Source organism: Bifidobacterium imperatoris (genome assembly GCF_002860405.1).
In the GTDB taxonomy this organism is placed as follows: domain Bacteria; phylum Actinomycetota; class Actinomycetes; order Actinomycetales; family Bifidobacteriaceae; genus Bifidobacterium; species Bifidobacterium imperatoris.
This window is the reverse complement of the sequence record NZ_NMWV01000002.1, coordinates 1-19343: the sequence shown is the minus strand read 5'-3', so window position 1 is coordinate 19343 and position 19343 is coordinate 1. Positions and strand designations below refer to the sequence as shown.

General features: G+C 55.7%; 19 protein-coding genes and 1 pseudogene. 7 read left to right on the top strand and 13 right to left on the bottom strand.

Annotated elements, in window-relative coordinates; all coding sequences use genetic code 11:
• Positions 1 to 55: 55 nt before the first annotated feature.
• Both Tam1G_RS00580 and Tam1G_RS00575 read right to left on the bottom strand, forming a co-directional pair.
• The gene (locus Tam1G_RS00580) at positions 56 to 370 is read right to left on the bottom strand and encodes a cupin domain-containing protein (protein WP_101625116.1); all 315 of its coding nucleotides are present in this window, start codon (positions 368 to 370) and stop codon (positions 56 to 58) included.
• A gap of 306 nt (positions 371 to 676) precedes the next feature.
• Positions 677 to 1669: an aldo/keto reductase gene (locus Tam1G_RS00575; protein ID WP_101625079.1), complete on the bottom strand. Its 993-nt coding sequence runs from the start codon at positions 1667 to 1669 to the stop codon at positions 677 to 679.
• A 468-nt stretch (positions 1670 to 2137) separates the two neighbouring features.
• Between Tam1G_RS00575 and Tam1G_RS00570 the strand changes: the two genes are divergently transcribed.
• The 3 genes from Tam1G_RS00570 (at position 2138) to Tam1G_RS00560 (ending at position 5113) form a co-directional block, all read left to right on the top strand.
• Positions 2138 to 3325, top strand: coding sequence for an MFS transporter (locus Tam1G_RS00570; protein WP_101625078.1), 1188 nt, complete (start codon positions 2138 to 2140; stop codon positions 3323 to 3325).
• Positions 3326 to 3415: 90 nt separating this feature from the next.
• Complete coding sequence (locus Tam1G_RS00565) at positions 3416 to 3853, top strand: GNAT family N-acetyltransferase (RefSeq protein WP_101625115.1); 438 nt, start codon at positions 3416 to 3418, stop codon at positions 3851 to 3853.
• A 69-nt stretch (positions 3854 to 3922) separates the two neighbouring features.
• Positions 3923 to 5113, top strand: a complete 1191-nt coding sequence (locus tag Tam1G_RS00560; protein ID WP_242689734.1) for an IS30 family transposase — start codon at positions 3923 to 3925, stop codon at positions 5111 to 5113.
• Between the two features lie 274 nt (positions 5114 to 5387).
• On the opposite strand, the gene Tam1G_RS00555 is transcribed toward Tam1G_RS00560, so the two are convergent.
• Positions 5388 to 5738, bottom strand: a complete 351-nt coding sequence (locus tag Tam1G_RS00555; RefSeq protein ID WP_242689664.1) for a winged helix-turn-helix transcriptional regulator — start codon at positions 5736 to 5738, stop codon at positions 5388 to 5390.
• 154 nt (positions 5739 to 5892) lie between these two features.
• Here Tam1G_RS00555 and Tam1G_RS00550 point away from each other — a divergent pair, with 154 nt between their 5' ends.
• Entirely contained in the window at positions 5893 to 6408 is a 516-nt protein-coding gene (locus Tam1G_RS00550) for a flavodoxin family protein (RefSeq protein WP_101625076.1), read from the top strand.
• Between the two features lie 51 nt (positions 6409 to 6459).
• Positions 6460 to 7179 carry an SDR family NAD(P)-dependent oxidoreductase gene (locus Tam1G_RS00545; RefSeq protein ID WP_101625075.1) on the top strand — a complete coding sequence of 240 codons (720 nt, stop codon included), beginning with the start codon at positions 6460 to 6462 and terminating at the stop codon, positions 7177 to 7179.
• Positions 7180 to 7535: 356 nt separating this feature from the next.
• On the opposite strand, the gene Tam1G_RS00540 is transcribed toward Tam1G_RS00545, so the two are convergent.
• The 8 genes from Tam1G_RS00540 to Tam1G_RS00505 form a co-directional block, all read right to left on the bottom strand.
• Entirely contained in the window at positions 7536 to 8951 is a 1416-nt protein-coding gene (locus Tam1G_RS00540; RefSeq protein ID WP_101625074.1) for an MFS transporter, read from the bottom strand.
• Between the two features lie 387 nt (positions 8952 to 9338).
• A complete protein-coding gene (ptsP, locus tag Tam1G_RS00535; RefSeq protein WP_101625073.1) occupies positions 9339 to 10964 on the bottom strand; it encodes a phosphoenolpyruvate--protein phosphotransferase in 1626 nt (541 codons plus the stop codon).
• Entirely contained in the window at positions 10964 to 11224 is a 261-nt protein-coding gene (locus Tam1G_RS00530) for an HPr family phosphocarrier protein (protein WP_101625072.1), read from the bottom strand. Before Tam1G_RS00530 ends, ptsP begins: the two co-directional genes overlap by 1 nt.
• 39 nt (positions 11225 to 11263) lie before the next feature.
• Positions 11264 to 12694, bottom strand: a complete 1431-nt coding sequence (locus Tam1G_RS00525; RefSeq protein ID WP_101625071.1) for a 6-phospho-beta-glucosidase — start codon at positions 12692 to 12694, stop codon at positions 11264 to 11266.
• Positions 12695 to 12701: 7 nt separating this feature from the next.
• The gene (locus Tam1G_RS00520; RefSeq protein ID WP_165781849.1) at positions 12702 to 13046 is read right to left on the bottom strand and encodes a PTS sugar transporter subunit IIA; all 345 of its coding nucleotides are present in this window, start codon (positions 13044 to 13046) and stop codon (positions 12702 to 12704) included.
• A gap of 36 nt (positions 13047 to 13082) precedes the next feature.
• On the bottom strand, positions 13083 to 13382 hold the full coding sequence (locus tag Tam1G_RS00515; protein WP_101625070.1) for a PTS sugar transporter subunit IIB: 300 nt from the start codon (positions 13380 to 13382) through the stop codon (positions 13083 to 13085).
• A 206-nt stretch (positions 13383 to 13588) separates the two neighbouring features.
• Entirely contained in the window at positions 13589 to 14935 is a 1347-nt protein-coding gene (locus tag Tam1G_RS00510) for a PTS sugar transporter subunit IIC (protein ID WP_207553073.1), read from the bottom strand.
• Positions 14936 to 15255: 320 nt separating this feature from the next.
• Entirely contained in the window at positions 15256 to 15963 is a 708-nt protein-coding gene (locus tag Tam1G_RS00505; RefSeq protein ID WP_101625069.1) for a GntR family transcriptional regulator, read from the bottom strand.
• 276 nt (positions 15964 to 16239) lie between these two features.
• Here Tam1G_RS00505 and Tam1G_RS00500 point away from each other — a divergent pair, with 276 nt between their 5' ends.
• Positions 16240 to 17055: an HAD family hydrolase gene (locus Tam1G_RS00500; RefSeq protein WP_101625068.1), complete on the top strand. Its 816-nt coding sequence runs from the start codon at positions 16240 to 16242 to the stop codon at positions 17053 to 17055.
• Positions 17056 to 17079: 24 nt separating this feature from the next.
• Here Tam1G_RS00500 and Tam1G_RS00495 read toward each other — a convergent pair whose 3' ends face one another.
• Positions 17080 to 17319, bottom strand: coding sequence for a hypothetical protein (locus Tam1G_RS00495; protein ID WP_165781848.1), 240 nt, complete (start codon positions 17317 to 17319; stop codon positions 17080 to 17082).
• Between the two features lie 83 nt (positions 17320 to 17402).
• Between Tam1G_RS00495 and Tam1G_RS00490 the strand changes: the two genes are divergently transcribed.
• Entirely contained in the window at positions 17403 to 18749 is a 1347-nt protein-coding gene (locus Tam1G_RS00490; protein WP_243394818.1) for an MFS transporter, read from the top strand.
• A gap of 384 nt (positions 18750 to 19133) precedes the next feature.
• Here the strand turns inward: Tam1G_RS00490 and Tam1G_RS00485 are convergent.
• Positions 19134 to 19343: pseudogene (locus Tam1G_RS00485) on the bottom strand (integrase catalytic domain-containing protein); the annotation flags it as partial.

The window sequence follows — 19343 nt, the reverse complement described above, 5'->3', positions numbered from 1 at the left end:
GCTCTGGATGTACATCCAGAGCTCTTCTCACATACCTACCGAATAGCGATACGCGTCAGTGGCGCATCATAATGAGCATCATCTTGGAGGCTTCCTCGGCGTACACCGCATGCGGCAAACGAGTCGGAAAATGCAGGATGCCGCCAGGCACGAGGTCTACAGTCTTGCCACCACCGGTCACCTTGAAATGCCCCTCAAGACATTGCACCAGCACCGGCATAGCAGCGGTGTGCTCGCTGAGTTCCTGACCTTTGTCGAAGGAGAACAGCACTACGTTGGCACCTTCCACCTGCATCACCGTACGGGAAACGGTAGCCTCCGACTGGACTTCAACCAGCAGGTTCAGGTTATCGATGAATTCCATCACCATCGGCTCGGTGTTCTTCTCGGCTTTCTTAGTTGCATTTTCGTCAGTCATATCAAGACTCCTTATATATAGAGCTATCAGTGTTGTGCACGGCTTCAATGCCGGGCACTACCTGCGTTTGCAATAGTGCGACGTTAGGTATCAGCTTAGTCTCATAACTGCGGCATGTAAGCCATCAATCATCCGTATGTTCGCGCAAGTGACCAGTGCTGCGCGAACATACAAAGGATTTTGATACGAAAAACGTCCGTATGTTCGCGCGGGGTACGTGAAGTGCGCGAACATACGGACGTTTAGAGGGGGCAACAATCAGTGGTTGAAGGCCATGACGCCGACGAGCTTGTGCGGCACGTACGGCTCTTCGAGGTAAACGATTTCCTCGTCCGTGAGCTTCAAGGCCACGGCATCGAGCGCACCATCGACGTGATGCGGTTTGGTCATGCCCACCACGGGCGCGGTCACCTTGGTCAAGAGCCATGCGAGCGAGACGGCGGTCATCGATGTATCGTGCTTGGCGGCGACCTCGGCCACGCGTTCGATGATCACATCGTCCTGGGCTTCGGTGGCATCGTACTTGGAGTGCGCCACCTGATCCTCTGTGAGACGCTTGGTGGCGGCTGAGCCGGGCAGGCGGGACAGGCGGCCGGCGGCGAGAGCGCTGTATGGAGTCATGGCGATGTTGTCCTCACAGCACAGGCGCACAAGTTCGCGCTCGTCTTCGCGGGCAATGAGATTGTAGTGGCTCTGGATGGATACGAACTTGGCCCAGCTATTGGCTTCAGCGAGCGCGTTCATCTTGGCGAGCTGGTAGGCGTAGCAGTTGGAGATGCCAATGGCGCGCACCTTGCCAGCCTTGACGGCCTCGTTCATACCTTCCATGATTTCGGCCATATCAGTGTGGTAGTCCCACATGTGGCAGATGTAGAGGTCAACATAGTCGAGGCCGAGGTGCTTCAAGCTGGCATCAAGATTGTTCAGCACATGTTGCTGGCCGGTCACGCCGGCTTCGCGTTCGGCGTCAGTGCGCGGCAGGAACTTGGTGGCCACCTGATAATCCTCGCGCTTGCTTGCGATGGAGCGCAGCGCGCGGCCCACGTATTCCTCGCTGGTGCCATCCGCGTAGCCGATGGCGGTGTCGTAGAAGGTGATGCCATGTTCGAAACCATATTTGATAATCTCGCGCGACTGATCGGCATCGAGAATCCAAGAATGATGGCCTTTGGTCGCGTCACCGAATCCCATACAACCCATGCAAATTCGGGACACGGTCACATCACTATTGCCAAGCTTGGTGTATTCCATCGCAAAATCTCCTTGATGTGAACTTGGCTGGATGCACGACGCATCATCATTGGCGTCTTGCCCAGCCACTCATAAACTTCCGCCATGTATTACACAACAAGACTCTCCTCTCGTCCAATACTCCTGCCTCATACCGCGCCATACATCACAGGCATATATCACGCATGTAATGAGCCATCTCCGTAGCGGCCCTCATATTCGCTTTTTGTTCAATCAGTTATGTCTTATATTGCAAGGAAATGGAACCGTTTCCCTATAATAAAACTTATTGAACAATGCATGAATACCTTTACAATTATTAATTAATGGCTGTAAATACAGGAAATATAGAGACATCCATACCATTCCTAAAACCGCAGATAGTACATCGTTCAGCATATAATCACTTATCGATTTGGAAACAGTTCCATAGTACATCAATCAATTTTGCTGAAATACAATCATGAAGTCAAAGAGAACTAGAGAACTATGAAGAAAAGTCTGCTCGCTCTTGCCGCCGGTTCATTCATCCTCGGTGCCGCCGAATTCGTGATGATGGGCATTCTCCCTCAGGCTGCAGCCGCAACCAATGTCGATATTCCGACCGCCGGGCACTATATCTCCTCATATGCGCTCGGCGTATGCGTCGGTACGTTGATGCTTGTCTTCGGGCGTAAGGTACCGCCGAAAAAACTCATCATTCTGTTCATGGCCATCGCATTCATCGGCAACCTGCTCTCCGCATTCGCCATCAACGCCCCTATGTTGCTGATCACACGTTTTATCGCCGGTCTACCGCATGGCGCGTTCTTCGGCACCGCCACATTCGTGGCTAAAACACTAGCCGAACCAGGCAAGGAGGCACAATCCGTGTCGATGATGGTCGCCGGCCAAACCATCGCCAACATGCTCGGCGTACCGGCTGGCACATTGCTTGCCGAATTCGTCTCCTGGCGATTGACGTTCGGCATTCTCGCCGCATGGGCCGTCATGACCATTATCCTCGTAGCCTTGTGGGTACCTTTCGTCGCGCCAGTCAAAGACACCGGTGTCAAGGGGCAGTTCAAGTTCCTCGCGAAACCAGGCCCTTGGTTCATCATCGCGGCCATCTTCACCGGCAATGCCGGCGTATTCTGCTGGTGGAGCTACGTCTCCCCCTGGTTGCAGAAAACAGGTGGATGGGCAAGCGCACTTGTACCCGCATTCATGATGCTCGCCGGATTCGGCATGGTCATCGGCGGCTTGGCCGGTGGCTGGACTGCTGATCATTGGCGGCATGCCGGCACGGCCGCGCTCGGTCAGACGATTTCTTGTCTCGGCCTGTTGATGGTACTAGTCGTACCAGGTAATCATGCCACAACAACCATGCTGACCTTCTGGATTGCATTCGGACTGTTCTTCGTCAACTCACCGCAGCTGTTACTCATGGCCGAAGCCGGTCAGGGCGGTGGCGAACTCATCGCCGGCGCAGCCGCACAAGTCGCCTTCAACTTCGGCAATGCCGTGGGATCGGCAGTCGGCGGCATGACGCTGAACGCATTCGCAATGGATTACAAATTCACGGGTCTTGCCGGCTTGCCGTTGAGCATCCTCGGCGTTGCATTGCTCGCGATATATTCTCACCATTATGAAACCGATACCGACGCCATTCATCGCTTGCGCCCTGTCGAGGTATGAAGGCTGAAGAAAAACTCTATATTGTGAGGTTTGGAGCTCAAGGAGGACTTCCCGAGCTCCAAACCCTCTTATTTTTTATATACTGACGCCATGCAGTTGACAGTGAAACGATTTGAAGAACTCAGCGCAGCGGAATTATATGAGATTTACCGTGTACGCGTGGCGGTGTTTGTGGTGGAACAGCACTGCACCTATCAGGAAGTGGATGAGGCGGATCGACACTGCTGGCATGTGTTTCTGCACGACGAGAATGGCATTGCTGCCTACTGCCGCGTCATCGACCCGGGCATTACCTTCCCCGAAGCATCCATCGGCCGCGTATTAGCTACTCACCGATGGCAAGGCCTTGGCACCCGCATTGTGCGCGAGGGTCTGAAGGTGGCACAGGAACGTATGCATGCCGACACTGTGCACATCGAGGCTCAAACCTACGCGCGCAAGCTGTACGAGCACCTCGGCTTCACGCAGGTTTCCGACGAATTCCTAGAAGATGGCATGGCTGGTTCCAGTGATCGTTGCAACATCTGATGATTCGAGAGGAGGTTTCAGGTGGGCAGGTGGGTGTTCGATGGTATTGGGTACGCGACCCGGAAGCAGATGTGTCAAGCACGTCGTGACCGGTATGTGGAGCTTATCCGCGACGGCATGAACTACACGCGGGCCGCGAAGGCGGTGGGGGTCTCGAAGCGCACGGGCAAGGTGTGGCGCAACGGGCGCACGCGCACGACCGGCCGCAACGAGAAACCGTCCGCAACGATCTGGTATCGTCCCGACATGGACGAAACGAAGACGATCAATCCACGGTTCCTTGATCTGGAGAGCCGCCTGCACATCGCCGACTGGACAGGGGCCGGGTGGAGCATACGCAGGATCGCGAGCCGACTCGGACGCGCGGCGTCCTCCATCTCGCGCGAGATCGCGCGTAACACGAACCCGGACACGGGCATGTACGAGCCGAATCGGGCCCAACGGGTGAGCATGGGGCGGCGCGCCCGCCCGAAGGCCGCGAGGGTGCGTTCGGTTCCGGGATTGCTCGATTACATCCGCGACGGGTTGAAACGGCATTGGAGCCCGGAACAGATCGCAGGGCGTCTGCGGGAGGACTTCCCGCATAATGAGGACATGCACATCTGCACCGAGACGATCTATCAGGCCATCTACGTCCAAGCCAGGGGCGAACTGCGCGAGGAGGTCTCCAGAGCGTTGCGCACAGGCAGGACCGTCCGACGGCCGAGGACCGGCGAGAGCGAGCGGCGCCCACGATTCCGCGAGCCGATGGTCATGATCAGTGAGCGGCCGCCCGAAGTAGCGGATCGCGCCGTGCCCGGCCATTGGGAGGGCGACCTGATCTGCGGCAGACGGAACAAGACCGCGATCGGCACGCTCGTGGAGCGCTCCACCCGGTTCACGATCCTGCTGCACCTGCCCGACGGGCATGACGCGGAACACGTCCAGCGGGCAGTCATCGAGCGGATGCGGGATCTGCCCAAGCTTCTGCGCAATTCGCTGACGTGGGATCAGGGATCCGAGCTCGCGCTCCACAGGCGCATCTCGACCGCGTTGGACATGGCCGTATATTTCTGCGACCCGCATTCGCCGTGGCAGAGGGGCACGAACGAGAACACGAACGGGCTGCTGCGCCAGTACTTCCCGAAGGGCACCGATCTGGGCGGGTATTCGCAGAAGTATCTGGACGCCGTGGCAGAGGAACTGAACGACCGGCCGAGGAAGATTCTCGGGTTCAGAAAACCGTCCGAAGCCATTCTCGACCTGATCAACACAACATGATACGGTCAAAGCGATAGGCCAGGAAACAACAAAGGCGTTGCAACCACCACTAGAATCCGCCCATCCCCCACATCGACATGATCTGGCAAGCGCAGTAAATTAATCAGCCGATTCAACCCGTATATGCTCATATAGCATGATTCCTTGTATCGGACTTTATATGTTTATATCCATCTATATAGATAGAAAATAAACCATTTAACCTTTTATCCACCCACATCCAATCCGCGACGCAGCATAAGCATGCGACTCACACCTAGAGTTATGGGCACTATCATTTTTTCGCATCGAGCAGGAGCTGGCCCCATTTCTCGAATTCTTTGAGGGCGGGGATGATGGCGTAACCGTTGGGCGTGAGCGAGTATTCGACGCGAGGCGGCACCTCGTTGTACTGGGTACGATTGACGAGCCCGTATTCCTCAAGGTCGCGCAAAGTGTTGGTGAGCATCATATTGGTAATGCCGAGTTCACGCTTGATTTCGTTGTATCGAGCGGCTCCTCGTTCGCCGAGCACGTACATGACAGGCAGTTTCCACTTGCCCTCGATGGCTTTGAACGCATAACCCATCGCGCAGGTGGGGGCGGTGATGCTTCCAGCTTCGGTGTTCTCAACATGCTTGCTCATGGTTTCTCATCCTAACATCGTTGCCATATCACAAAAATCAGTTTTTTATTCTAAGAACGAAAAGTATATGTACTGATGCATACTATCCTTATCGAGAACGCAACGGCATAGCCGCGGCGCGACAGCCGAGACACCGAAAGGAACAGGAATCATCATGACCAAGCACATTCTCGTCATCCAGGGCAGTCCCACCAAGGGAGGCAATGCCGACATGCTTGCCGACGCATTCATTGAAGGCGTCGAAGCAGCCGGCAATACCGCGACCAAGCTCACGCTCACGGATATGAATATCGCACCGTTCACCGCTTACGACCAGCCGGCCGACGATATGACGCACGTGATGGAGCAGATGAAGGCCGCGGACGGCATCGTCATTGCCACGCCAACCTACTGGATGCAGTTCTCCGCACAAATCAAGGCGATGATGGACCGTCTGCCGTTCGACGCGCATGACGATCTTGCCGGCAAGGAGTCCGCACTGCTGGTCGCCGGCGCCAGCCCCGAAGAAGTGCTCACCAAGAACGTGTTCGGATACTACCAAATGTGCTTCGGCGAAAGCCTCGGCTGGAAGATCAAGGGCTCGGTGATCGCGGCCGGCGTGTTCGCCCCCGGTCAGGTGGCCAGCACCCCGTACCTCGATAAGGCCCGCGAGCTCGGCCGCGAATTCTGAACCGCATTCTTCCAAACCTCTCAACCACATATCATTCCAAGGAGCATCATCATGCAAATTGCGCTCATCACCGGCTCGGGCCGCAAAGGCGGCCTCGGCTATGAAACCGCCCGCCAGCTTGGCGAGGCCGGATATCACGTTATTCTCGCCGCTCGCCGCCCCGAGCTCGCGCAACTCACTCAGGAGCTCATCGAACAAGACATCTCCGCCAGCTACGTGGTGATGGACACCACCGACGAGGCAAGCGTCAAAGCCGCAGCCGCAGAAGTCAATCGTCGCTTCGGCAGACTCGACGTGCTCATCAATAATGCGGCCTCCATGCGCGCAGGAGACTCGGTGGAGCAGCAGGACCTTACCAAAATGCGTATGGTGTTTGACACCAATGTGATCGGCACATGGAACGTCACGCAGAAGTTCATCCCGCTGCTGCGCAAGTCGGAGCATGGCCGCATTGTCAACGTGTCCAGCGGCGCCGGCTCCTACGGCGACCCGCAATACGGATTCCTGCACGGCAATATGGGCATCCCCGCTTCCGGCTACGGCATCTCCAAACTCGCGCTCAACGGCTTGACCATCAAAACCGCAAAAGAACTGGCCGCAGACCACATTCTCGTCAACGCGGTCTGCCCGGACCTCACTGATTCCTTCGGTTCAGGCATGTTCGGACGACCGGTCGAAATCAGCGCGAAAAGCGTAACCTGGGCCGCCACTCTGCCTGACGATGGCCCGACCGGTGGATTCTTCCGCGACGGCCAGCCTCTGCCGTGGTGATCACCGTAGTGGCTGCGATTGCATTCGCACTCTTCCTTTTCGTGCGCGATCGCAGTTGATAAGTATGACGCATACGGTAAGAGAGAGGGCATACTGCCACAGTTTGCCCAGCCCACATCACTCTTGCGTCATCATCATGCCTCCGTGAAGTCGTTCGGCCATCACCTACCCAATCGGCTTCACAAAAACGCTGTCAGCGAAGCCAACTAGGCAATAAATGGTAAACGGCTTCATTGAAACGAATTCAATGAAGCCACCCCTCCATCATTTGCCCAGTTAACTTCATTGACGTCACCGAGCGCAGCCAACCGGGCATGAAATGGCCTGTCAACGTCACTCTTCACCGAAGCATCTCGTCAGGCACACACCGGCACATCCTTGCGCGACAGCATCAGTACATACCATGCGACCGGCAGCGTCAGCAGGCCACCGGCCACAAACACCCACGCGATAGGAATCACGTCAGCGAGTGGCGCGAAGATGAGCATGCCCAGCGGCATACCGAGCGTGGACAACATGGTATCGAGGCCGAATACGCGGCCAACCATTGATTCATCGGATTCGGACTGCATCACCGTACGCATCGGACCGATGCAAACCGCCGACGCAACACCGTTCAGCACATCGATGATGAGATACAGCAACAGGTTGCGGGAGATGCCCAAGCCAATAACCGTGATGCCGACCATAGCAATGCCGAACGCGACGGCATACATTTGTGCGATACTTCTCTTGAGCAGCTTCGGCCCAATAGCAGACATCAACGCACCGCCGAGCAGCATGCCAACACTCAAGCCCAACTCATTGGCAGCAAGCTTATCGGATGCCGTAGTGAGGTTGATGAATCCAAGGTTCAGATTGATGCCCTCGTATTCGCGGGTCATGAGCAGCAAGGTCAGATTCATCGGCGCGACCGACATCAAACAGGTCAGCGCATCGCCCAGAATCACGCCTTTAAGGTGCGGATGGCGCATTGCGTATACCAAGCCGACCTTCAAATCAGCGAAAGTGCGGCGCAGTATCGCAATAGGATGGGTGGCGGCAGAGTCAGTGGTACCGGCAATTGCACCGCTCCCCCGTGTTTCCGCCGCATTGTTTTGCACGGTATCGTCCTGCACAGTGCCGTTCTGCACAGCACTATCCTGCACAGCAGTATTCTGCGCAGCTGCGCGAGGCACGCGAATCATCGCTACAAAGCCCACGCCAATCACCGCAGTGGTCACATCCACCAGCAAAATCGCCCACAATGGCACCAAGTTGACCAGTACTGCGGCAAGCGCGGGCGCTGCGATGCGATTCGCTGAATCAATCACGCCGAATATCGCATTGACACGCAACAATTTGCTGGATGGTACCACGTCAGGAATAAACGATTGCACGGCCGGCTGCTGGATGCCGCCACCAGCCGAGCGAATCAGCAGCACGACGAAAATCAGCGACAGACTTGCCCAGTTCAGCGCAAAACTGACGGACAGCAGCACGGTTACACCGGCAATAATCAAATCGGGCAGGATGATCAGTGCCTTGCGATTATATCGGTCGGCCATTGGCCCGCCGAAAATTGAGACCAATGACTGCGGCAATACACCAAACAGGGTGGCCAGCAGCATGGCCGAACCGGTCCGGGTTTGCAGCACGATCCACCACCAGATAGCGAATTGCACCACGCTGGAGCCAAGCAGCGAGAACGCCTGACCAGTGAGCAGCAGTACGGCGCGACACAGCCAACCGGTTTCGGACGGCGCTGATTTTTCCGAGAATTGGTGAGACATATAGTGTTCTGGACTTTCTCTTTTTCACGCGCGATAGGCGGACGGCGCAGATGGCTGTACACACCGATATCGCGCAACATCGATTTGCATATGACTGAACGGTATACCTACCGAATCGAGGTATGCCAAGGCCCACCCGTGGGCCTACCTACCCGTTAGATCGCGGGCTTCAGCGCGAATCGCGCCATTGTCATCATGCAACGCATAGAACACATAGTTGCTGACCATAATCATCGATGTTGACATGCCGTCTGTATCCGACGCACTATGTCCAATTCTTGGAACACGACACAACAGCGGCAAACCGCATAGCCGCAAATACGCTAATGGCCCGCACACCGCAACATATATGTTGCAGGGCGGACCATTAGCGCTTTTTAGTATCGCTCAGTGGTTGCGAATGGCGTTGCGCAGAGGCAGCACGCTGGTAGGCGAAACGGACAGTTCGTCGAGACCAATCTCGAGGAACTTGTCGGTCAGGGTCAAATCAGCACCGAGTTCGCCGCAGATGCCACACCAGATGCCGTGGCGATGGGCGGCTTCGGTGGCCATCTTGATCATGCGCAGCACAGCTGGCGAATGCGTGTCGGCGAAGCGTCCGAGGTTCGGGTTCTGGCGGTCACAAGCCAACGTGTACTGGGTCAAGTCGTTGGTACCGATGGAGAAGAAGTCAACTTCGGCGGCCAGTTCGTCGGCCATGATCACGGAGGCAGGCGTCTCAATCATGATGCCGACCTGGATGTGCTCGTTGAAGTCGATGTGCTCGCCACGCAGCTCGTTCTTAACTTCTTCGAGAATCTGCTTGGCATCGCGCACCTCCTGCACGGAGGTGATCATAGGCAGCATGATGGCGATGTTGCCGTACACGGAGGCACGCAGCAGGGCACGTAGCTGGACCTTGAAAATCTCCGGCCGGGTCAGGCAGATGCGGATGGCACGGTAGCCGAGCGCGGGGTTGGCCTCATGCTCCAAATTGAAGTAGCCAACCTGCTTATCAGCGCCGATGTCGAGCGTACGGATGACGACAAGGCGGTCACCCATCTTCTGTGCGACTTCCTTGTATGCCTGGAACTGGAATTCCTCGGTCGGGTAATCCTCGCTCTCCAAGTACAGGAACTCACTGCGGAACAGACCAATGCCCTCGGCATCGTTGGCCAGCACTGCAGCCACATCGGAAGGACGGCCAATGTTGGCGTACAGGCGAACCTTCTGGCCGCTCTTGGTCTCGGTGGGCTTACCCTTAAGCTCCTGCAGCAGGCGCAGATGCTCCTCATACCTGGCCTTCTTGCCGCGGTATTCAGCAAGAGTCTCCTCGTCCGGGTCAACAAACACCAGACCGCTGGTCCCGTCAATCACTGCGGTATGGCCATCGTCGTCCGGGCTGAAAGCATCGCCGATACCAATGATGGCGGGCAATCCCATCGTGCGAGCCAAAATTGCGGTGTGCGAGTTCGCGGAGCCCTTGGCGGTCACGAAGCCGAGTACCTTGGCTCGGTCGAGCTGCACGGTCTCGCTCGGAGCCAAATCCTCAGCAAGGATGATATGGCTCTCACCACCGTCCTCATCCGCAACGCCACCGCGCTTGCCTTCGAGCACATTGATCACGCGGCGGGAGACATCCTTAACATCGGCGGCGCGCGCCTGCATGTAGGAGTTGTCCATTGCAGCGAACATGGCGGCGAACTGTTCGGCGGTGCTGTTGACCGCGTACTCAGCGTTCACTTTGCTCTGCGAAATCAGATCTTCGATGCTTTCCACATAGTCCGGATCCTGCAGCATAAGCTGATGTGTATCGAACAGCTCTGCCTTACCTTCACCGAACTCCGCCGCGGTCTTGTCACGCAACTGCTTCAGCTGAGCGACAGCCGCATCGCGGGCTGCGCGGAAGCGTTCCACCTCGGCTTTAGGATCGTCGACCACACGACGTTCCACAGCATGGTCGGCGGTATCCAACACGCGGACCGCGCCGATGGCGATGCCCGCGGAAACCCCGACTCCCTGTATCGTCTTCATCACAGGTTCTCCTTGAGGAACTGTTCGAACTCGGCGGCAGCCTTGTCCTCGTCGCTACCCTCAACCTTGACAGTAACTTCGTCGCCTTGCTTAACGCCGAGCCCCATGACGCCGAAAATACGCTTGGCATCCACAGACTTACCGTTATAGCTGACGATGATGCTCGATTCGTATTCGCGGGCCTTGGCCACCAACAGGCCGGCCGGGCGGGCGTGCATGCCCGCAGGGTCAGACACAGTGAACTTGAATTCCTGAGACATAATATTGCTCCTTGTACGCTCGATGCGTCTAATAATGCGTTACAGATCTTCGCCGTTACTAGCAATAACGTTGCGGTACCAGTAGAACGACTTCTTACGGGTTCGGCGGTACGTACCTTTGCCGTAATCGTCGGCATCCACGTAGATCATGCCGTAGCGTTTCTTCATTTCACCGGTACCGAAGGAGATGACGTCGATGCAGCCCCAGACCGTGTAGCCCATGACCTCAACGCCATCCAGCGCAATGGCACGGCCAACCTGGGCGATGTGTTCGCGCAGGTACGAGATACGTGCGTTGTCTTCCACATAACCATTCGCATCCGGACTCTCGTACATGCCGATGCCGTTCTCAACGATGAAGATTGGCTTGCGGTAGCGCTCGTACAGTGTGCACAGCACATAGCGCAGACCCACCGGATCGATCTGCCATCCCCAGTCCGTAGCTTCGATGTACGGGTTACGCACCTGGCCAGGCAAACCGTGACCATCCCATTCATCAACCTTGTTCGCCTGCACCGCAGCGGACATGTAGTAGCTGATTGAGATGAAATCGACTGTGCCCTCCTTGATGATTTCAAGGTCGCCAGGGTTCATTGCGATATGGAACCCCTCGCGCTGCCAGCGGTTCAACAGGTAGTGCGGGTATTCGCCATACACGTACACGTCGCCGAACAATAGGCGGTCGCGCATCAGAATCTCTGCGTGCATTACATCGTTTGGGTTGCAAGTGGCCGGGTAAATCGGCACCATAGCGAGCATGCAGCCAATCTGGAAGTTCGGGTTGATTGCATGACCCTTGCGAACCACTAGTGCGCTAGCCACGAACTCGTTGTGAATGGACTGCCAGACCTTCTGCTCCACATCATGCTTCGTATCATTCGGATTGGGAATGATGCCGGAGTTTGTGTAGGGGAAGATGGCGGTGTGCATTTCCATCTGGTTATTGACTTCATTGAAAGTCAACCAGTACTTGACCAAATCCTTGTAGCGTTCCATTACCGTGGTGGCGAAGCGCACAAAGCAGTCAATCGCCTTACGGTTGGTGAAGCCACCCATCTTGGCCAGATGCAACGGCATCTCAAAGTGCGAGAGCGTCACCACCGGTTCCATACCCTTGGCGCGATAGTCCTTGAATAGCTCCTCGTAGAACTTGAGACCGGCCTCGTTCGGCTTGGTATCGTCACCGTTCGGGAAAATGCGGGACCAGGAAATCGAAGTGCGGAAGCACTTGAAACCCATCTCCTGGAACAGTGCATCATCCTCGCGGAAGGTGTGGTAGTAGTCGATACCGCGCTGGTTCGGATAGTTCTTGCCAGGCACTACGCCATCGGTAATCTCACGGGCAACACCGTGCGCGCCACCGGTAAGCACATCGCAAATGCTTGGGCCGCGGCCATCCACATTCCATGCGCCTTCCAGCTGGTGAGCGGCAACGGCACCGCCCCACAGGAATCCATCAGGGAATTTCATCGGCAAATCACTTGTCCTGATCGTCCGAGGTCTTGCCATCGAGACGCTTGTACAGATCGATCATTTCTACGACCATCTGGCGGAACACTTCAGCGGCCATCATCTGATCCTCAACGTGGATGAGCAGCAGACCAACCTTCACCGGGTTGCCGGAAGCCTCCTGCTGCACCAGCGTAGAGTGCACCTTGTGGCCTTCCTGGTAGCTCTTGTCACCCTCGTCAAGGCTGGCCTGAGCACCTTCGAAGTCACCTTCCTTGGCTTTGTTCAGCGCTTCAATGTAATCGGACTTAGCGGTTCCAGCTGCAGTAATCAGCTGGAAGCAGGTCATTTCAAGATCCATTTCTTCTGCCATCGTCATTGCCTTTCTAGTGCTTGCTGCCGCGTTCGATCACTCGCCAGCGAGTTTGAGGGCGAAGTCCAGAACCTTGTCGCCGCGAGCCATGCCGTAATCCTGCGGAGCAATGACCTCAACCGGCTTGCTCTCGAACTCCTTCTTGACATCGCTGAGCATGTAGCGAACCTGCGGGCCGAGCAGAATCACATCGGCATCCTGAGCGTTGGTCTCAAGAGTGGAAACAGGCATAGCCGAGATGTCAGCGTCCATTCCACGCTTAGCAGCGGCATCCTGCATCTTGCGAACCAGGATGCTGGTGGACATACCATCGGAGCAGCACAGTACGATCTTCATGATTTTCTCCTTTGAAATGAATCGGTTTGTTTTTTGGAAAGTATGTTTTGGGTTGACTCAAAGAATGAATACCGGGGCGCGTCACCGATGTGATAACCAGCGTCACGCCCCAGTTGGCAAGTTAGGTAGGGGCAAGTTTTAGGTTATGTGTCCGGCCGCGAAGGGAATTCGTTCACGCAGCCGGACACACGTTGTGATGAATCAGATCACTTGGCTTCGGCAGCGCCGGCTTCCTGTTCGAGGCAGATCTTGTCCTGCATCTTGACGAACGGGTAGTAGACGAAGACTGAAATCACACCGATGATGACCTGCAGCAGCGCGGCCTTCCAGCCACCCAGGATGATGCCGGAGATGATCGGCGGAGTGGTCCACGGCACCTGGACGGCACCGAACGGAGCGATGAATCCGACGGAGATTGCACCGTACATGATGATCATGGCGATGAGCGGGCTCACGATGAACGGAATGAGCATAATCGGGTTGAAGACGATCGGCAGGCCGAAGATCACAGGCTCGTTGATGCCGAAGATGCCAGGCACGATGGAGAACTTGGAGACTGTGCGCATCTGCTCGGACTTGGCGAAGATCAAAGCTGCGACCAGCAGGCCCACGGTCAGGCCAACGCCGGAGTACTTGCAGAAGCAGTCAATGACCTGCGGGGTCAGGTAGTGGTAGCCATTGGCCTTGGTGTAGGGAACGACACCGGCATCGAAGAGCTTCTGGTTGCTCAGGGTGTTAGCAAGCAGCAACGGGGTAACCACACCGGAAACGACGTTGGCGCCGTGAATGCCGCACCAGAACAGCAGGGACATCAGCAGGATAATGATGATGGCGCCAGCCCAAGTATCAGTCAGGGATTGCAGCGGGATTTGCAGAATCTTGAAGATGAGCTCGGTCAGGGACAGACCGCCGAAGGCCTTGCACAGGTGGTACAGGATGGCGGAGCCGGTCATGACGAACAGGCCAGGGATAAGGGCGGAGAAGGCGTTGGTAACGCCCTGCGGCACGGCATCAGGCATCTTGATCTTCAGGTTGTGCTTAATGCAGGCGGTGTAAACCCAGCCGGTGAGCAAACCCATAATAATGGCGGAAATAATGCCGTTGGAGCCGGTCCAAGTCTGGTTGAAGATGCCGGTAAGCTCGGCGGTCTTGTTGCCGAGGGCCTCAACGTTATCCTTGGACAGGGTCATCGAGGACGGGGAAACGATGAAGAATGCGACCAGAGAAAGCAGGCCGGAGGAAATTCCATCGCACTTCTCATTGCGGGCGTAAGCATAACCAATGCCGACCGCGACGATGATGGCCAGGATGTTGAACGTTGCGGTGGTGACCTGGTTGAGGCCGACGTTCCACATATCGCCAAAGATTCCGGCCATCCAATCGCTATAGCCCTCGAACGGCAGGTTGGCAAGCAACAGGAACAGCGAGCCAATCAATGTGGCTGGCATGGTCAGGATGAAGCCATCCTTCAGAGCCACCAGCGCCTTCAGGCTGGCGAACTTCATGAAGCCATTCAGCATCGCATTGCCGATGGCTTGCATTTTCTCCTTCATCGTTATTTTCCTTCCTTGGAAGCTCAAGCTACTATGCCCGAGCTTTACAGTGTCCAGTTATTCGTTAATCAACGATTTATGCGAACAACTATGTTGTAGCATAACGCCGTTAGTGACCGAGAGTCAAATTAATGAAAAAACGTGTATTTCCCGCATGAAATCGTTGGAAATCCGCCGTTTTTGACGGATTGTTAACTTATCGCGACACGCCGCATGTCAAAATTTATTCGAATAATTTTTTGGCGGTGGCCGCAATCGTGCAGCCACCGCCAAATTCAATGAATATCACCGTCCCTCAGCGGTTTTGGTACGTTACCACGTCAACGCATCGACGCCATTGAGTAGAACTTCGCGTTTTTGTAGTGATACAGGTTGTATGAAGCATTGAACAGCTTGCCATTAGACAGGAATGCATCATCCTCGATGCAAATCGCGGGGTCCCCCTCTTCAAGCCCCAACTGGCGCGCAGCCTCCGCGCCCAACCAGTCCACATGGATTACTTTGTCGGTGAAGCCGAAACGCAATCCCAGATCCTCACGCATATATCGGTACAACGACCCGGATGCTATCTCCTCATTGAGGAACGGCACATATTCCTTGAGATACCAAGCCGTCTCATAACTAATCGGTAGATCATCCACGCACCGCAGACGCACCACACGCCACACCGGTGCATCCACGTCGCAGCGCATACGTTTCGCCAGTTTCTCATCCGTGCGGGTCAAAGCGAGCTCGCGCACCGTCGAAACAACCTTCCGGTCTGGGAAGTCAGCCGCAATGCCATAGGACGTACTGATTGGCATGTACATGCCTCCACGATCCTCGCGTACAAATACGCCAGACCCACGTACAGGAAACACTTCACCCGCCTCAGCGAGCACAGCGATAGCGCCACGCACGCAGTACCGAGATGCCCCATACTGCTCAATGAGCTGATCCTCCGTGGGCAGCTTGTTGGTCTCAGAGAACTCCCCCGCGGCAATACGACGCTCGAGGTCCGTTGCCAATTCATGCTGCTTCGCAGCCATAATTACTCCTCCAATGGGAAAACCATGCGGCCAGTGATATCTTCGACATCGAGACACCTCATATCACCAAACGCCGCATAACCTTCAAGTATTCGAATAATTTCAAGTATATGGCGGAATCACCTGAAACCACGGCATAATCCCGACATTTGAAGGCCAAAGTCTTTATGGAGACACGCCACCTTACTCCAAAATTCATTCGAATGAATTACGCTTACGTATGAAATCATCCATAGCCCGGACACAGCGGTCGGCATTCCATAGGAGAACACGCATATGGGCGCATCCAAATTAGTATTCATCGACATCGACGGAACACTGCTCGATAGCAGTCACCATATCCCCGAGTCCGCGCGCAAGGAGTGCCAGCGCGCACAGCAAGCCGGGCACCGACTGTTCATTTGTTCAGGCCGTGCGGCGCTGGATATCGACCCTCCAGTGCTCGAGCTCGGCTTCGACGGCGTCATCTCCGATGGCGGCGCATGCGCCGAACTCGACGGCAAGATCATCATCGACGAACACATGCCGGAAGAATCCATCCACGCTGCGACCACGTTCTACAATGCGCATGCCATGTCGTACGCCTGGCACTGCCCTGACGGCATGCACGCCACCATACCTTTTCTGAACCGAATTGGCGTATGGAAGAAAATGCTGCAATATCCAGAAATGCGCAACTCTTGGCACACCATTACCAATCCTGATGAACCTCCGACAGTGGTCCGCAAGGGCACATTCTATATTCCCGAAGACGGCAGCCTCACCATAGAGGACGTGCAACATGCACTTGCCGGATACGCGACCATCATCCACGGATCCATCCACGCTTCCAGCGACGACAACGGTGAAATTCTTATCCCCGGAGTCAACAAGGGAACCGCGCTCACCACCATTGCTCAGCATCTCAACGTGCCGATAGCCGATACCATCGCCATTGGGGACAGCGAAAACGATCTTGAGATGATTCAGGCCGCAGGCATCGGCGTGGCAATGGACAATGGCACAGCACCTGCCAAGTCAGTCGCCGATATGATTGCGCCACACGTCGATAACAACGGCTTGGCTGCAGCCTTGCATCGGCTCCTGCCATAACAGCCGCTCGCTGTGCACTAACTGCTATCGCACGGCGGTCATCGCGTCCACGAACAGCCGTACCGCTTCCGATGGATTAATCGGATAGAACAATCCGTAACCAATGGTTACATTCCACTCCACCGGCATGGTGCGTATCATCGGGTGGATGTCGGTGCCGAATGTTCGCGCGACGATGAGATCGCCATTGGCGGCACATGTATTGAATTCCTCGAAGGTGTATTGCTCCATGTCAATCAACGTGACACCGGGAACCTTACTCACCAAAAGAGTGAACCCAACCCATAATAGAGAGCAGTTGACCACTGCGTGCACTCATATGATTCCCTACAATGCATTGCTTGGAAGTGCTGCACAAGGGGCCTATCGATGATTGGCCTGCATTCGCAGCAAAGCATAAGGAGAGCATGCATATGCCGGCATTATCGGCACAAACACAAGGTTTTGACCATACCAATGAGCCCACAGACAATGATTCGTTCATGAACGGCAGCATCATCTTAATCATGACAGCCGCCTTTTTCTACATGTCCGGCACCATGATGGGCACCACGCTGATTGTGGGCTACTCGCACTCTTTGGGAGCGAACGGAGAGTTCGCCGGTATCATTGCCGGCACAATGAACATCGTCTCTCTGTTTTGCAGGCCTTGGGCGGGCCGCTTAAGCGACCGCATACCGATGAAACGGTTCTCCATCATCGCCGTCCTGCTGATGATTGCAGCCAATGCCGGCTATGTGGCATCCCCTCATGCATCAACGCTGTTTGCAGCCAGAATCATCAATGGTATCGGATTTTCCGGTCTGTCCGTATGTCTTGCGGCTTGGATGTCGTCGCTCATTCCGCTGGCGCATATCGGCAAGGCCATGGGGTATTACGGCTTGGCCAATGCCCTGGCCATGGCGCTTGGACCGGCAATCGGCATTCGCATATGCGCCTCACTGGGCTATCGCGCCGCTTTCGCAGTGACCACTGCGGCGATGACCGCGGCACTCATCATGGTGCTGCTGGTTCGCAAAGACGGCTCACGTTCGACATCACGAACGTGCACCGGAGAATCCACGCCTCTATGTACGCCATCGCAACAACCGCAGTATCCGACTCTCCGCGATCGCATAGAGCAGGTGATTTCCATTCGCGTGATTCCAGTGGCGGCAGTGTTCATGCTGTTCGCCATCCCCTATTGCGCCACGCAGTCCTATATCGTCACGTATACGGAAGCTCGCCATCTGAGCATCAATGTCAGCCTATTCTTCCCGCTTTATGCCGTTGCACTGCTGATTCTGCGCGTAGCAATGCGCAACATGTTCGACCGACGCTCATTCCGATGGTTCCTATGGTTCTGCGCCGCATGCATGATTGTTGCGCTCGGTGCGCTGGCCACGCTCAACAATAATGGCGTGCTGTTCATCGCCTCCATTTTCATGGCTGCATCGTACGGCATCATGAGTTCGGTCAGCCAATCCTCTGCCGTGCGGCTGGCCGGCACCGGGCATGGCGGCCGCGGAAATGCTACGTACTACATTGGTCTTGACTTGGGCATGGCATTGGGGCCAATCATTGGCGGCGCACTCTACGCCAATGTTGATTTGGCATGGTTCTACCCGATATTGATGCTCACCATGCCGATGGCCATCGGCATCTACCTACTGACGAATCACAATGAAGCAAATCCAAGTGCCCGCCGCTCATAAGACCGCCTTCAATGCATCGCCGTCCAAAAAGCGAACAGTCCTCGCCTTCCTTGTCGCACCCCTGCCACTACTATCCAGTTCCGGCTATTGGAAAAGAGAGGAAGGAAGTTCTTATGGCCGCCATTACTATCGCAACTATCACCACCCTTGCTGCAGCAGCACTCTGCCGCCTGTGAGGTTACGGGCAATAGTTCTTGCATAGGTCGCTGTGCGATGTCCTGATTATTCAGAGCATCGCACAGCGACCTTTTTCTATAACAGATCAGTAAAACTTTGAGTTTAGGGCATCTCCCTTGCCCACAGATTTGCGCACAATCGAGGTGCCTCATTTGAAAATGAGCGCGTAATCCGGAGTGGTGCCTCACCTGTGGTGAGCGTGAAATCCTAGTCCGCGTCGGCTTGTGGGGTTTCGTCGTCTTCCGGTTCGACGCCCGCGATCCGGGCGAGCGTCTTGTTCAAGTATGCCATGTCCGGGCCCATGCGTCTGGCCAGCCGCGCGGTGCGCGGTGCCGCCAGTGCTTCGAGCCGGTCCTGGATGTCGTGGATGCGGCGGACGAGCTCGGCCGGGTTCACGGTCGCGAGCGTGTGTTCGAT